This window comes from Ferrovibrio terrae (assembly GCF_007197755.1).
GTDB lineage: Bacteria > Pseudomonadota > Alphaproteobacteria > Ferrovibrionales > Ferrovibrionaceae > Ferrovibrio > Ferrovibrio terrae.
On sequence record NZ_CP041636.1, the window covers coordinates 2,055,559 to 2,070,688 of the forward strand.

The 15,130-nt window shown below is 62.7% G+C and carries 14 protein-coding genes; 2 read left to right on the forward strand and 12 right to left on the reverse strand.

Translation table 11 applies throughout. From position 1 onward, the window contains the following. A complete protein-coding gene (gene atzF, locus FNB15_RS10000; protein WP_246068839.1) occupies positions 1 to 2,052 on the forward strand; it encodes an allophanate hydrolase in 2,052 nt (683 codons plus the stop codon). A 197-nt stretch (positions 2,053 to 2,249) separates the two neighbouring features. Here the strand turns inward: atzF and FNB15_RS10005 are convergent, their stop codons facing one another. From FNB15_RS10005 to FNB15_RS10055, 11 genes are all read right to left on the reverse strand, one after another. Next, positions 2,250 to 2,822 carry an SRPBCC family protein gene (locus FNB15_RS10005; protein ID WP_144068562.1) on the reverse strand — a complete coding sequence of 191 codons (573 nt, stop codon included), beginning with the start codon at positions 2,820 to 2,822 and terminating at the stop codon, positions 2,250 to 2,252. Between the two features lie 12 nt (positions 2,823 to 2,834). Then, complete coding sequence (locus FNB15_RS10010) at positions 2,835 to 4,046, reverse strand: FAD binding domain-containing protein (RefSeq protein ID WP_144068563.1); 1,212 nt, start codon at positions 4,044 to 4,046, stop codon at positions 2,835 to 2,837. Between the two features lie 4 nt (positions 4,047 to 4,050). After that, positions 4,051 to 4,491, reverse strand: coding sequence for a VOC family protein (locus FNB15_RS10015; protein ID WP_144068564.1), 441 nt, complete (start codon positions 4,489 to 4,491; stop codon positions 4,051 to 4,053). 18 nt (positions 4,492 to 4,509) lie between these two features. Further along, positions 4,510 to 5,214, reverse strand: coding sequence for an ABC transporter ATP-binding protein (locus FNB15_RS10020; RefSeq protein WP_144068565.1), 705 nt, complete (start codon positions 5,212 to 5,214; stop codon positions 4,510 to 4,512). Next, positions 5,214 to 5,963: an ABC transporter ATP-binding protein gene (locus FNB15_RS10025; protein ID WP_144068566.1), complete on the reverse strand. Its 750-nt coding sequence runs from the start codon at positions 5,961 to 5,963 to the stop codon at positions 5,214 to 5,216. The genes FNB15_RS10020 and FNB15_RS10025 overlap by 1 nt, the downstream gene beginning before the upstream one ends. Next, positions 5,960 to 6,925: a branched-chain amino acid ABC transporter permease gene (locus tag FNB15_RS10030; protein WP_144068567.1), complete on the reverse strand. Its 966-nt coding sequence runs from the start codon at positions 6,923 to 6,925 to the stop codon at positions 5,960 to 5,962. Before FNB15_RS10030 ends, FNB15_RS10025 begins: the two co-directional genes overlap by 4 nt. 3 nt (positions 6,926 to 6,928) lie before the next feature. Next, positions 6,929 to 7,813, reverse strand: a complete 885-nt coding sequence (locus FNB15_RS10035; RefSeq protein WP_144068568.1) for a branched-chain amino acid ABC transporter permease — start codon at positions 7,811 to 7,813, stop codon at positions 6,929 to 6,931. A 38-nt stretch (positions 7,814 to 7,851) separates the two neighbouring features. Beyond that, a complete protein-coding gene (locus FNB15_RS10040; protein ID WP_221932788.1) occupies positions 7,852 to 9,111 on the reverse strand; it encodes an ABC transporter substrate-binding protein in 1,260 nt (419 codons plus the stop codon). Between the two features lie 64 nt (positions 9,112 to 9,175). Beyond that, positions 9,176 to 11,572, reverse strand: a complete 2,397-nt coding sequence (locus tag FNB15_RS10045; protein ID WP_144068569.1) for a xanthine dehydrogenase family protein molybdopterin-binding subunit — start codon at positions 11,570 to 11,572, stop codon at positions 9,176 to 9,178. Beyond that, positions 11,569 to 12,063, reverse strand: a complete 495-nt coding sequence (locus FNB15_RS10050; protein WP_144068570.1) for a (2Fe-2S)-binding protein — start codon at positions 12,061 to 12,063, stop codon at positions 11,569 to 11,571. The genes FNB15_RS10045 and FNB15_RS10050 overlap by 4 nt, the downstream gene beginning before the upstream one ends. A gap of 8 nt (positions 12,064 to 12,071) precedes the next feature. Further along, entirely contained in the window at positions 12,072 to 12,914 is an 843-nt protein-coding gene (locus FNB15_RS10055) for an FAD binding domain-containing protein (protein WP_144068571.1), read from the reverse strand. A 146-nt stretch (positions 12,915 to 13,060) separates the two neighbouring features. Here FNB15_RS10055 and FNB15_RS10060 point away from each other — a divergent pair, with 146 nt between their 5' ends. After that, on the forward strand, positions 13,061 to 13,756 hold the full coding sequence (locus FNB15_RS10060; protein ID WP_144068572.1) for a TetR/AcrR family transcriptional regulator: 696 nt from the start codon (positions 13,061 to 13,063) through the stop codon (positions 13,754 to 13,756). A gap of 173 nt (positions 13,757 to 13,929) precedes the next feature. Here the strand turns inward: FNB15_RS10060 and FNB15_RS10065 are convergent, their stop codons facing one another. Next, positions 13,930 to 14,883 carry a helix-turn-helix domain-containing protein gene (locus FNB15_RS10065; protein ID WP_144068573.1) on the reverse strand — a complete coding sequence of 318 codons (954 nt, stop codon included), beginning with the start codon at positions 14,881 to 14,883 and terminating at the stop codon, positions 13,930 to 13,932. Positions 14,884 to 15,130 lie beyond the last annotated feature (247 nt).

The window sequence follows — 15,130 nt, forward strand, 5'->3', positions numbered from 1 at the left end:
TTGCGGCAGGAGAAACTCTTCCGGGGATGGTTCGTGCTTGCCGAAGCGTCGCTCACAAAAAACGGTGAAATAATAGGCATATGCTCCGGATTGTATGCAATGCTTGGGCAATTGCCTCAAGCTAGAACATTGATTTACCAGAGATTTAACAGCCCCTGTGCCGGTATGGCAATTGCATACAATGCATCAGTTTCCTTTGGAGTCAGGCTTATGGATATCTCGCTCGACCTGAAAAGCGTCAGTGCTGCCTATGATCAGGCCTTGCGGCCCGCGGCGCTGGTCTCGGCCATTTACGACCGTATCGAGGCGCGCGGCGAGGAAGGCGTCTGGATCACTCTGGTGCCGCGGGAAACAGCCATGGCCCGCGCCGCTGCGCTGGAGGCGTCGGGACGCGGGGCGCAACAGCCACTGTGGGGCATTCCCTTCGCGGTGAAGGACAACATCGATGTGGCCGGCTTGCCGACGACAGCCGCCTGCCCGGACTTCACCTTCATGCCCGAACGTTCGGCGACAGTGGTGGAGAAACTGCTGGCTGCCGGCGCGATTCTCATCGGGAAAACCAATCTCGACCAGTTCGCCACCGGCCTCGTCGGTGTGCGCAGTCCTTATGGTATCGCGCGCAATCCATTCAATGCCGATTACATTCCAGGCGGATCCAGTTCCGGATCGGCGGTTGCTGTCAGCGCCGGCCTCGTCAGTTTTGCCCTGGGCACCGATACGGCCGGCTCGGGCCGCGTCCCGGCCGGCTTCAACAACATCGTCGGCCTGAAACCGAGCATCGGGATTCTGAGTGCCAGCGGCATGCTGCCCGCGTGTCGGGCACTCGATTGTATCTCGATCTTCGCGCTGACCACCGACGACGCCAGTACCGTGCTGGCCGCGGCCGCCGGATACGATGCTTCGGATGCTTACAGTCGCGCGGTTCCGGCCGGCTGGCAGGCGCACGCCTCGGCGGTGCCACAGGGGTTCCGCTTCGGCGTGCCGCGCGAAAGCCAGCTTAAATTTTTCGGCAACCGCGCTGCCGAGACACTTTTCCAGGATGCCGTCAGCCGCATGCTCGCGCTGGGGGGCGAAAAAGTGGAAATTGACTACGCGCCCTTCGCCGAAGCCGCGGGGCTGCTCTATACGCCGGCCGGTACGGGAGAACGCACGGCAGCGCTGGGCGACTTCCTCGACAGCAACCCCGAAGCGCTGCACCCCATCACGCGCAAGATCATCGAGGCAGGGAAACAGGCATCCGGCGTCGATGTGCACCGACATTATTATCGTATCCGCGAACTGCAGCAGGCCTCGCTCGGAACGTGGCGGAAAATCGATGTGATGCTGCTGCCGACCAGCGGTACGATCTACCGGATCGAAGACCTGCTTGCCGATCCGGTTCAACTGAACAGCAATCTCGGCTATTACACGAACTTCGTGAATTACTTCGATCTTGCCGGACTGGCGGTGCCGAATGGCATCCAGCCGGATGGGCTGCCGGCCGGAATCACACTGATCGGGCCCTGCTTCACCGAGCCGCTGCTGGCCGCCATTGGCGGCGCGTTCCATCGCAGCGTCGGCCTGCCACTCGGCGCGACCGGGCATGGCATGCCCGACGCTTCAAAGTCGACGGCCATGCCGGGCACCAGCGCGAACTATCCCTATATCAACCTCGCCGTCTTCGGCGCTCATATGTCGGGGCTGCCGCTGAATTACCAGTTACAGACTCTGGGCGGACGGCTGGTTGCCGAATGCCACACATCGCCCGATTACCGTCTCTATGTCATAGCAGGTGCGTTGCCGCGACCAGGCCTGGTGCGGACGCGGCAGGATGGCATGGCGATTCTCGGTGAACTCTGGCAGCTGCCGATCGCGGCTTTCGGGACTTTCGTCGCCGGGATTCCGGTTCCGCTGGGGATCGGTGACGTGAAAATGGAAGATGGTCAGATGGTCAAGGGCTTCCTCTGCGAGGCCATCGCCGCAGCGGATGCGCCGGATATCACGTCGCTCGGCGGATGGCGGGCCTGGTTAAAGGCGGCGCAGCCGGTGCCGGCTCTGGCCGCGTCGCGGTGAGAGCCGACTTTACCGCTCTGCCCAGCTGGGAAATACCGGAAACTGCAGATGAGTTAGCTGCTCGGGCAACTATTGTTCGCACGCTTTAGCAGCGGTGTGTCTCAAATTGCCCATGATTGAATTTGCAAACCCCTGTCATTGACCTGATCGCTCGTCGCCCGATCAGGTCAATGCAGATGGGGCACATCAGTCGGCGGTTAAAGCGAGAGGTAGAATGCTGCGGCAGCCGTTAGAACGACGACGGCTGCGATGACCAGCGGGCGGATGCTCTGTGCCGGTTTCTCTGGCAATGCCGCGGCAGAGATTTTCGCTGTCGGGTTTGCCGTAGAGGTGCTTTCTGCGATCTCGACGAATTTTCTGAAGAAGTCTTCGGCCATTTTTTTCGCAGTCGTATCAATGAGGCGGGCGCCAATCTGCGCCAGCTTGCCACCGACGGCCGCCTCGACCTCGTAATGCAGCTGGGTCACGCTGCCAACCGTAGTCAGTTTCACGGCGGCGCTGCCCTTGGCAAAGCCCGCCGCGCCGCCGCTGCCTTCGCCGGAGATCACGTAGGAATTCGGCGGGTCGAGCTCGGACAGCGTCACCTTGCCGGAAAAGCCGGCCTTGATCGGGCCAATCTTCGCCGTCACCTTGGCCAGCAGCACGTGGTCGCCCTCGCGCGTCACCGTCTCGCAGCCGGGAATGCATTGCCGCAGCACGTCGGGGTCGTTGAGCGCGTTCCAGACATGCTGCCGGTCCGCGGCAATGCTGACGTCACCTGCCATTTGCATCTTGTCGGTTCCTTAGTGAAGTGCCGGGGAGACAGCGGTCTCGCGCATCACTGCCTCGACCGAACGATAGCGTTCCGCCATCTGCCGTTCCTCGGACGTCAGAATCTGCGCCTGCATATAGGCGCCGAGGCTGCGCGCATGACCCACGAGAAAACGCCCGATCGGCTGGCGCTGGCTGTCGTAAGTCTTCAGCGCCTGCACGGGATCGTCCGGCAGTTGCGCCAGAGCCTGCGTGAGCGACTTCGCATCGGCCGCTGCCTTGGTCACGCCCATGCCGCAATGCGGCCGGGCCACAAAGGCGGCATCACCGAGCAGCGCGACGCGGCCGAAGGCGAGCTGCGGCGAGTCCAGGTCGTAGATCGGCTGCACGAGAGGCTGCGTCGCCTTGTGCACGATCTCGGCAAACTGCGGCGCCAGCACCTCGTCGGCGGCGCGCAGCATGGCCTGGTGTACATCGGCGCGAATCAGCTGCGGCGGGATGCCGTCGTCATGCCGGTGGCCCTGTTCGTCGGTTAGCAGGTCGGGCAACTGGCTCTGCTCGTCGGCCGGGCGATACCAGACGAAGTTGAAACGGCGATGCCCGCGCGCCAGATTGTCCCCGGTGCCGGCGACGGGATAGCCTAGTATCTGCTCGCCCGGCGGCAGGCAGAAGGCAAAGCGCTCGAAGATGGCGCGATGCGTGGCTTCCGACAGCACGGCTTCATCCGCGAGGCCGCGCCAGGCGACATAGCCGGCATAGCCCGGGCGAACCTGCGGCAGCAATTGCTGCCGGACAGTCGAACGGATGCCATCTGCGCCGATCAGGATATCGCCATGCTGCTGCGACCCATCGGCGAGGGTGACCGCAACACCAGCGTCATCCTGCTCGAACGCACGCAAACCTGCGCCGAAGCGATAAAGATCAGCCGGCAGTGCCGCCTTGAGCAGGTGATAAAGCCGTCCCCAGGCGGTGAGAATCTGCGGCAGGGTGCTTTCCTGCAGCACCTGGCCGTCGCGACCCAGCGTGATGCGACCGGGCACCGGCACGCCGATCTTGTCATCAACCGTAAGCCCGGCCACCTCAAGGCAGTCAAAGAGTTCAGGATGCGTGACGATGCCGGCGCCACGGCCTGAGAGAGTCGCATTGGCGCGTTCCAGCACCAGCACGTCCCAGCCGGCGCAATGCAGCATGTTGGCCGCCAGCAGGCCGCCCAGCGAGCCGCCGGCAATCAGCGCGCGCCGCACCGGATCACGCTCCGGCTTCGGCGGCCGGATAGTTCAGTTCGATCGTCACGCCGGAGGGATCGGTCAGGAACAGCTGGTGCAGGCCAAGCGAGGGCACCGTGCGTTCAAAAAACTCCAGGCCGCGAGCAGTCAGGTTTTTACGCATCGCCGCCAGATCGTTGGCGGTGAAGGCGATATGATCGACCGTGCCGGTGCCCTGCAGGCTGTCGAGCGGCTTGTCACCGAGATAGTCGATCAGGCCCTGCGGATCGTTCGGATCGATGCCGATGATATGGACGGTGCCGTATTCCTTGTCGTCATCATCGCCCATGTAGAGCCAGATGCCGGGGAATTTGAATTCGGGCCGGAAGCCGACGCGAAAACCCAGGATGTCGGTATAGAAGGCGCGCGACGCCTCAAGGTCGGTCGTGCGGATCGAGTAATGCGCCAGCCTGTTGATGCCCATAGCTGCTTCCTCCCGTGTTCAGACAGCGCAATAGCGTTCCTGCATGGCCTTGTCGGCCAGCAGGGCGGTTGCGGTGTCGTGGTACACAATCTCGCCCTGGTCCATGATGTAGGCGCGATCCGAAATCCCCAGCGCCAGCTCGACATTCTGTTCCACCAGCATGATGGTGGTGCCAGCCGTCTTCATGTTGCGGAACAGCTCGAACATCTCGTCCACCAGGATCGGCATGATGCCTTCCGAAGGCTCATCCAGCAGGATCATCTGCGGCTCGGCCATCATGGCACGGGCAATCGCCAGCATCTGCTGCTCGCCGCCCGACATGGTGATGGCTTCCTGGCCCAGGCGCTGCTTGAGGCGGGGGAAGGTCTCGGCGATCAGGTCGATCCGCTCGTTCTCTTTTGAACGATTGGCGCTGCCGATGATGCCGAGGCGCAGGTTTTCCAGCACGCTGAGGCCGGGAACGATACGGCGCTCTTCCGGCACATAGGCGAGGCCGCGATGAAAGCGCTTGTGCGCTGGCTCGGCCAGGATTTCCTCACCATCAAACACCACGCTGCCCTGCCGCTTGGGCACCAGGCCCATGATGCTGCGCAAGGTCGTGGTTTTGCCGGCACCGTTGCGCCCGATCAGGGTGACGATCTCGCCGCGCTTCACCTCCAGCGAGATGTCCTGCAGGATGTGGCTGTGGCCGTACCAGGCCGACAGGTTGGCGATCTTCAGCATCAGTGGCGCCCCTGTCCGAGATAGACGCGCTTGACCTCGGCATTCGTCCGCACCTCCTGCGGCGTGCCATCGGCCAGCAGCTCGCCATGATGCAGGACGATGATGCGTTCGCAGATACCCATCACCAGCTTCATCTTGTGTTCGACCAGGATGATGGTGCGGTCGCGGCTCAGGCGCTGGATCAGGTCCATCATCACCCGGGTTTCCTCGGGCGACATGCCGGCGGTGGGCTCATCCAGCAGCAGCAGGACCGGTTCGGCGGCCAGCGCCATGGCGATTTCCAGCGCGCGCTGTTCGCCATGCGCCATGTCCTGCGCGATGCGGTCGGCCTGTTTCTCCAGCCCGACGAGTGCAAGAAGTTCGCGGGCGCGGCGGTTCACCTCGGTATAGCCGTCGCGGTTGCGCCACGGATTGAGGCCGACCTGACGTGCCTGCACGGCCACGCGCACATTCTCGAAGGCCGAGAGTTTCGGGAACACGTTGGTGATCTGGAACGACTTGGCGATGCCGTTGCTGGCAAACTTGTGCTGCGGCAGGGTCGAGATGTCGCGGCCCTGGAACAGCAGCTGTCCCGTGGTGGGTGGGAAGGCGCCGGACAGGATGTTGAAATAGGTGCTCTTGCCGGCGCCGTTCGGGCCGATAATCGCGGTCAGCTTGCCGCGCTCGAATTCGATGGAAATATCTTTCAGGGCAACGAAACCCCCAAAGCTTTTGCCGACGTTGCGAGTCGACAGGATGATCTCGCTCATTTCCGCACCATCCAGGCCAGCGCCGAGCCCCAGATTCCCTTGGGGAAGAACAGGACGAAGATCACGAAGACGGCGCCGAGTACGAGTTGCCAGTGACTGGTCATCGTGGTCAGCATGTCTTCCAGCAGCAGGAAGGCGGCGGCGCCGACGAAGGGCCCGAAGAAGGTGTTCATGCCACCGAGGAGCGCCATCATGACGACCTGTCCGGACGTCAGGTAATGCAGGGTCTCGATCGGCACGATCGACAGATGCAACGCCTTCAGCGCACCGGCCAAGCCGCAGAAGGCGCCCGAGATCACGAAGGCGATGAACTTGACCCGTGCCACGTCGTAACCGCAGGCGCGTGCGCGGCTTTCATTCTCGCGGATCGCCTCCAGCACGGCGCCGAAGGGAGAGGCGAGCAGGCGGGAGAACAGCCACAGCGCGAAGGCGACGAAGGCCAGGATGACGTAGTACTTCGTCGTCGGATTGAGGAAATTGACGCTGAAGCCGAGGATGCCGATTTCCGACAGGTTGATGCCGCGCAGGCCGTTTTCGCCGCCGGTCAGGTTCACCGCCTGATAGAAGAGGTAGTAGACGCATTGCGACAGCGCGAGCGTCACCATCGCAAAGTAGATGCCGCGCGTGCGGATCGCCAGGAAGCCCATGATCGCGGCGAAGAATGCCGATAGCAGCACGCCGATCAGGATCGAACCGAACCATGGCACGCCGAAATGCACCAGCGCGATGCCGCAGCCATAAGCGCCGGAACCGAGGAAGGCGGCATGGCCGAAGGACAGCAGGCCGGTATAGCCGAACAGCAGGTTGAACCCGACGGCGTAAAGCCCGAGCACGAGAATGTTCACCGCCAGCGCTTCGTAGGGCATCAACCAGGGGAAGACGAGCAGGACGGCAATGGCCAGGGCGGCGCGATGGCGCTTGCCGAAGGCAATGAGGGAGGCGGCGCTGGTCGTAGCGATCATGGCTCAGCCCATCAGTCCGGCGCGGCCGAACAGTCCCTGCGGGCGGACCAGCAGCACCAGCGCCATCAGCAGGAAAATCGAAACCTTGGCCATTTCCGGCATGAACAGCGACGTCATGGCGACGACGATACCCACCATGAGTCCGGCGGTGACCGCACCAATCAGCGAGCCCATGCCGCCGACCACGGTGACCACGAAAGCCTCGGCCAGCACCGGAATGCCCATCTCGGGCGTCACGGCCTGCAGCGGGGCGGCAAGGATGCCGGACAGGCCGGCAATACCGGTGCCCATGCCGAAGACCAGCAGCCAGATTTTCGACACATCGATGCCGAGCACTTTCAGAATTTCCGGGTCACGCGCACCGGCGCGGATGATCAGGCCGAACTTGGTCTTCTCGATGAACAGCCAGAGGCCCAGCACCAGCACACCCGTCGCGCCGATCAGGAACAGACGGTAGAGCGGGAAATGGCCGATGCCGATATCGACCGCACCGCGCAGGCCGGCTGGGGTGCTGAAGGGAATACCGTTCAGGCCGAACAGAATACGAATGGTTTCGATGAAGACGTAGCCCAGGCCGAAGGTCAGCAGCAGCGGATCGTCGATATTGCGGCCATAGAGCGGCCGGATCAGGAAACGCTCGACCACCAGCCCGATGGAGCCTACGGCCAGCGGGACGAGGACGAGGCAGATCCAGAAGTTCTTGGTCAGGCCATAGAGGAAGACACCCATATAGGCGCCGACCATGTAGAAGGCGCCATGGGCGAAGTTGACGATGGTGAGCATGCCAAAGATCAGCGACAGACCGATAGCCAACAGAACAAAGACTGAGCCGAGCGCCACGCCGGTGACGACCTGTAACAGCAATAAATCCAGGGTGAGACCAGACATCACCATTCCTTCATCACGGCGTAGCGCTCGGAACTCAATTAAGCCTTGTGGCCAAGATCGGCGCAGGAGCGCAGATTCTTCTCATCGGGTGTCTCGACTCCGACGATGCTGAACACGTCGTTCTTGTCCTTCATGTCCTTGCTCTTGGACTCGATCACCAGAACCGACTGGACGGACTGGTGGTCGCAGTCGCGATAGTATTGCGGGCCCTTGTAGAAGTCGTATTTCAGGGCGCGCATGGCCGCGACAACCTTGTCGGTGTCGGTGCTGCCGGCAGTCTTGGCGGCAGTAAGCACTGTGCGGACGCCGGCATAGCCCAGCGCACCGTAATCGGACGGCACCGCCCCGCCATTGGCGGCGCGGAACTTGTCGTTGAACGCCTTGGCGGTCGGAACGGTGTCTTCCAGGCGCCAGTAATACGAGGTGCCGCCGACCACGCCCTCGAAAATCTCCGGACCGCCGGCAACGCGGGCGGTATAGAGCAGGACGGGGGCGACGATCTTGATCTTTTCCTTCAGGCCGAATTCGGTGGCCTGCTTCACGGCGTTGACCTGGTCGCGGCCGAAGTTGCAGATGCAGAGCACGTCGGGACGCAGCGACTGGATGCGCGGCAGGAAGGCGGAATAGTCGTTGGCGCCGATCGGATGGCGGATATCGGCCAGCGTCGTGGCGCCGAGCGGCTTGCCGGCAGATTCAAAGCCACGCACCATTTCATGGCCGTAGGCATAGTCGGCGGTCAGGTAGACGACTTTCTTGCCGAACTTGGAGAAGGCATAGCGGCCGACGGCGCCGGCGGTCATATGCGGATTGAGCGCCTCGTGGAAGGTGAACTTGCTCCAGTCCTTGACCTCGTTGATCGCATCCGACTGGCTGATCGAATTGAAGATCACGCCGCGTTCTTTGGTCACGTTGTTGATCGAGAGCTGCACGGCAGCCGACAGCGAGCCGACGACGTAGTTGACCTTGTCCTTTTCAATCAGTTCCAGTGTGCGGGTCGCCGCTTCACCGGGATTGAGCTTGTCGTCGCGGACGAGCAGTTCGGCCATGCGGCCCTGGAAGCCGCCGGCGTCGTTGAATTCCTTGACCGCGATTTCGGCGGCCTTGACCTGATCATTTGCTTCGGCACCGAACGGGCCGGTCAGCGGCACCGGGAAGCCGATCTTGATCGTGCCGGTCTGTGCCTTGGCGATCGAGAACAAGGACGGGGTAAAGCCCGCGAGGGCGACGCCGCCGGCACCGGCAGCCAGAACTTCACGCCGGCTCATGCCGGAGCGCTTGGAGTTACGCTTGCTGATCATGGTTTCCTCCACATGGTTATGTTGCGGCCCTTCTTGTGGCCGTTTGATACGCGCCTGCTGAAACTCATTTTCTCCCGGCTTGGACTTTGCCCAATGCCAGCAATATCGATTCGGGTGTGAACGGCTGCGCCGTGAGACTGACATTCAGCGGCCGCAGCGCGTCGTTGATCGCGTTCATCACCGCGGCCGGTGCGCCAGCCGTGCCGGCTTCGCCCGCGCCTTTGGCGCCAAGTTCGGAACTGGCGGTCGGCGAGACGACATGGCCCACAATGATATCCGGCATTTCGCCGGCCATCGGCACCAGGTAGTCGATCATCGAACCGTTCACCAGCTGGCCGCGATCGTCGTAGATGCAATGCTCGAACAATGCGCCGCCCAGTCCTTGCACGACGCCGCCGCGAATCTGTTCGTCGACCAGCTGCGGATTTATGATGGTGCCGCAATCCTCGACGCACCAATGCTTCAGCAGGGTGACGAAACCGGTCTCGGTATCGACCTCCAGATATGAACCCTGGATGCCGTTGGTGAAGACGAAGGGATAGTCTTTCTGCACGTAATGGCGCGTCACCACGAATTCGGGCTGCAGGCCTTTTGGCAAGGTATCCGGCCGGAAGTAGACGACGCGGCCAATCTCTTCCAGCGGGAGTCGTTCGTTGCCGGTGTCGGCATCGACCACGGTGCCGTTGCGGATGTCGAGGGTCTCCGGCGCGGCCTGCAGCATGGCGGCGGCAACGGCGAGGATATTCTGCCGCAGCGCCTTGCCGGCCTGCAGCGCTGCTTCGCCGCCGATGCCGGCGCCGCGCGAGGCCCAGGTACCGCCGCCATAGGGCGTGGCATCGGTATCGCCAGTGATGACGCGGACTTTTTCCATGGTGACACCGACAGCGGTCGCCGCGATCTGCGCGATGATCGCCTCGGTGCCCTGGCCCTGCTCGGTCACGCCGGTGGCGCAGATGATGGTGCCGGTCGGATCGAGCCGTATGGTGCAACCATCCTGCGACGAGATGCGTGCGCCACCGATGCCGTAGAAGGCCGACGATGGGTTGGTGACTTCGATGAAGCTGGCCAGGCCGATGCCGCGATAGACGCCACACTTGCGCAGCTCGGCCTGCTCGGCGCGTAAGCCGTCGTAATCCATCAGCGCCAGTAATTTGTCGAGCGAGGCGTGATGCGACAGGCTTTCATAGGGCAGGCCAGCAAGGCCAGTGTAAGGATAGGCGTCATCGGGGATCAGGTTACGCCGGCGGATCTCGGCAGGGTCGATGCCGAGTTTGCGCGCGGCCAGATCGACCAGGCCTTCGGTGACCGCGCAGGCCACCGGATGTCCGACCGCGCGATACTGGCAGGTCACGTTCTTGTTCTGGAACACCACTTCGGTGGAAGCGCGATAGGCTTTGTGCTTGTAGGGGCCGCCGACCAGGTTGACCACCTGATTGGCCTCGACCGCGCTGGTGCGCGGATAGACCGAGTAGGGCCCGATGGCCGTGCGGTCGTCGATCTCGAAGGCCAGGATCTCGCCATCCGTGTTGACCGCGATCCTGCCCTTGATGCGGTGATCGCGGGCATGGATGTCAGTGACAAAAGATTCGAGCCGATCGGCGATGAATTTCACCGGCCGCCGCAGCAGAACCGACAGGGCCGCCGTGGCCATTTCGTCGGGATAGATATGAACCTTGATGCCAAACGAGCCGCCGACATCCTTGCAGATCACCCGCACATCGGATTCGGTCAGGTTCAGATGCTTGGCCAGCAGGTTCTGGATCATGTGCGGCGCCTGCGTCGCCTGATAGGCGACCAGCTTGCCCTCGGCCGGCTGGTAGTCGGCCAGCACGGCGCGTGGTTCCAGGCAGACGCCGGTATGGCGGCCGGTATGATACACTTCCTCGAAGACATGATCGGCGGCGGCGAAAGCAGCATCGACCTCGCCGGTCACCAGTTCGCGCCTGAAGGCGAGATTGTCGCCCAGTTCAGGGTGGATTACCGGTGTGCTGGCGTCCAGCGCGGCTTCCATATCGACGACGGCGGGCAGTTCTTCCCACTCGACCACCACCATTTCGGCGGCATCTTCGGCTTCGGCGCGGGTCTCTGCCACCACGGCGGCCACGGCCTCGCCCTGCCAGCAGGCGCGGTCGATGGCAAGCGCATGCTGCGGCGCGGATTTCAGCCCCTTCATATGTGTCAGCACACCGACCCAGGGCGTGATCACCTTCGCAAGCTCGGGTCCGGTGACGATGGCGATGACGCCGGGCATCTCCTGCGCGGCTGCGCGGTCGATGCCGATGATTTTGGCATGCGCATGCGGGCTGCGCACGAAGACCACATGCGTCATGCGGGGCAGGGTGATGTCATCAACGTAAGTCCCGCGCCCCTGCAGCAGCTTTTTGGCGTTCGGGCGCGGCACGGTGCGCCCGATATAGCTGTTCGGGCGGTCGAAGAAGGAGACGGGCGGAGCGCTGCTCATGCGCCGCTCCCGCCGGCAGCTTTCCGGCGTGCGTCGAGCACGGTCGCGATGGCATCGACAATCGCGTGATAACCGGTGCAGCGGCAGTAATTGCCGGAAATATGCGCGCGGATTTCCTCGCGATCGGCATTGGGATGCTGCTCGACCAATTCGGCGGCGGTCGCCAGCATGCCCGGCGTGCAGAAGCCGCATTGCAGGGCGTTATGCTTGTGAAAGGCGTCCTGCAGATCGGCAATGGCACCGCTGTCGCTCAGGCCCTCGATGGTATCAACCGACGCGCCGTCGGCCTGCACGGCCAGCATCAGGCAGCCGCGCACGGCGGTGCCGTTGACCTGGATGGTGCAGGCGCCGCAGACACCGTGCTCGCAGCCGAGATGCGAGCCGGTCAGGCTTAGTTCATTGCGCAGGAAATCGATCAGATGTTGGCGCGCGGATACGCGGCGCCGCAGCTTCTGTCCGTTCACGATCACGTTGATATCGTGCTGCTCCATGGGACTCTCTAGGCTGAGGTAAGCAGGGACGGCAGGGCGCGCTGCAGCAGCACTCCGGCCAGATGCAGTTTGGTCTGCGGCCCTGCATTCAGGTCGCCGCTGGGCTCAAGATCTTCGGCCAGGCAGGCGCAGGCGGCTTCGATTCCGGCCGCGCCATCTTTGACAAGGCAGGCTGCGGCGCGGTCGGCGGCCACGGGGCGATCCGCCACGCCGAAATAGGCGAGTCGCAGCGTGCCGGGCTGCGGTGATGCCGCCGCCAGGCCGATCATCGCGTAGTCACCGTGGCGTCGCGCCAGTTCCGAAAACGCAAAGCGATGACTGGCGGTTGCCTTCGGAAACTCGATGGCTGCCAGGATTTCGCCCGGGCGCAGATCGGTCTCGAACAGGCCGTGGAAAAAGCCCGCGGCCTTGACGCGGCGCTCAGCGCTGCGGCCCCGGAGGATGAAGGTCGCCTCCAGCGCGGTTGCGCAAGCCGGCAGTTCGGCTGCCGGATCGGCAAAAGCAAGGCTGCCGCCGATGGTGCCGCGGTTGCGGATGGCGGGGTGCGCGATATGCGGCATTGCCGCTGCCACCAGCGGTACGTATCTGGAAATGATGGGAGATTTCTCCAGCGCCACATGCGTCGCCAGCGCGCCGACCACGATGGTCTCGGCGGTCTCCCGGATGCCCTGCAGATCGGCGATGGCATTGATATCGATCAGGAGTGTCGGACGGGACAGGCGCAGATTGAGCGACGGGATCAGGCTCTGGCCGCCGGCCAGGATTTTTGCCTCGTCGCCATGCTGATCCAGCAGATCAAAGACCTGCCCGAGCTCGCGCGCCTTCACATAGCCGAACGGCGGTGCCTTCACCGGTTTCCTCCTGCAGCCCGCATTGTGTATGAATTCCGGGCCCTTCCGGCTTCTGTGGCCGGCGCGAGGACGTTAGGCGAGCGTATCGCGATGAGTCAATACTATTTATCATCTGATAAACAACGATTGTGAAGGTGCGCTGCAAAATGACGACGGTAAACAAACGAAAAAAACCGAAGGCTGGAACAGCCCCCAAGCGTCATCGTCTGCTCCCGGATGAGCGCGAGAAGCAGATTGTTCTCGGCGCGATCCGGTTTTTCGCGGAAGTCGGCTTCGACGGGCAGACGCGCGAATTGGCCAAGCGGCTGGGCATCACGCAGCCACTGCTGTTCCGCTATTTCCCGACCAAGCAGGACCTGGTCGATCGCGTCTATAAGGAGATCTACCTCAACCGGTGGAATCCGGAATGGCAGGACTGGATCGAGGATCGCAGCACGCCTGTAGCGGTGCGGCTGAAACGGTTCTACACGGAATACTATCCGACCATCGTGAATCACGACTGGATGCGCATCTTCTTCCAGGCCGGCATGCGCAATGTCGGCTTCAACCAGCGCTATCTGCGGCTGGTGCGCGAACGGATCCTGCTGGTGCTGTGCGGCGAGGTCCGCCACGAATGTGGGTTGCCGTCTGTTGCCACGGTTCCGGTCAGTCCCGCCGAGCTGGAGCTGTACTGGGGTCTGCACGGCTCGATCGTCTATGACGGCATCCGCCAGTATATTTACGGAACGGCGGTGCCGCCCGAGCCAACGGCGGTCACCAATGCAAAGATCGATATTTTCATGGCCGGGCTCAAACCGGCCGTAGCCCGGCTGATCAAACGGCAGGCCGGCGATGGCGAGTAGAGTGCCTTTTGAGGGAATTGAATGCTGTCGTAAGCTTTGTCAGCAGCTTGATCAGCTAAGGGCTGGCGCGGGCGGGGAGGATCGACCCTCCCCGCCGTAAGCTTGGGAAGCTCACATATGGGGATTCTGTCGTCTTAAAAAAGTCCCACGAAATTCTGCGACCAATCGGATGTTTAGGAGGACCTGCTCCTGGTCACGTCCGACGGCCGGATGCCGAAGCGGCGGCGGAACATCGTGCTGAAATGCGAGGAGCTGCTGAAGCCGACGCGATAGGCGATCTCAGTGAGTGAGCGGGCATTGTGGTCGGATCGCAGCAGCATGTCATGGCCCAGCTCGATCCGGCGGTTCCAGATCCAGTTCGACACCGACTGGCCCTCGAGGCGGAAGAGGGCATGCAGGTAGCGCAGCGAAACGCCATTGCTCTTGGCGATCAGCTCCGGACTCAGCGCCGGTTCGCAGAGGTGATCCTCGATCCAGGCCTTGACCGACCGCAGGCGTGCCTTCTGTACCACCTGCTCCGTCATCGGTTCATCCCGATGGGCGGAATCGAAGGCTAGGGCCAGGACGTCCATCAGCTCTTCGCCGAGGCGGGCCCGAATTGCCGTGTCCAGATTGGTGCCCTGGCTGGCGAGCATCGAGCAGAATTCGACAGCGATACGGCCCAGTCCGCGCCCGGTGCTCATGGTCGCTGCCAGCGGCGCCTGGCCGCCGGCAAAGCGGTTGCCGAAGGTCTCGCGGGGAATCTCAAGATAATAGGACCGCACCTTGCCCATGCATTGCAGGTCGTAGGGCTCGGAGGCGCAGAACAGGGCGCCCACGCCCGCCGAAGTGTGGAACGAGTCGCCGGACTGTACGACGTTGACGCTGCCGTGCTGGATGAACTGGACGTAGTAGCAATCCTTGTCCAGCTTCGACAGGTGCGACTTCCGCCTGGAGATCAGCTGCTGCGACACCAGGCATTCCGTCATGGCGACATTGCCGAACTGGGTTTCGCGGATGAAGCCGTCGTAATTGTCCGGATCGTCCGCCTTGACGTTGACGTGAACGTAAACGTCGCAAATGGCATCGCGCCAGGCGGCATAGCGTTTGGCACGATCCAATGCTTCGGTCGAGAATACCAAATCCATGCTGTCCTCCCACGCCATCCAATGGACAGCGGCCTGCCGTGCAACGCCGGCGGCCGCGTTTAGTCTCGTTCGAACTTGAACGGCGGAACGTCAGCATTCTTTGCCAATCCCGAATATCGGGCAACAGGAAAACGCTTCCGCCCATTGCGAGTGCACGCACAGGCAAGATTCTTGCGCATATGGAAAAGAAGTACCGCGCTCCGAGGTGTAGGAAAGCTCCCGGCAGCCTGTTCTCCGGGCTGCCCAA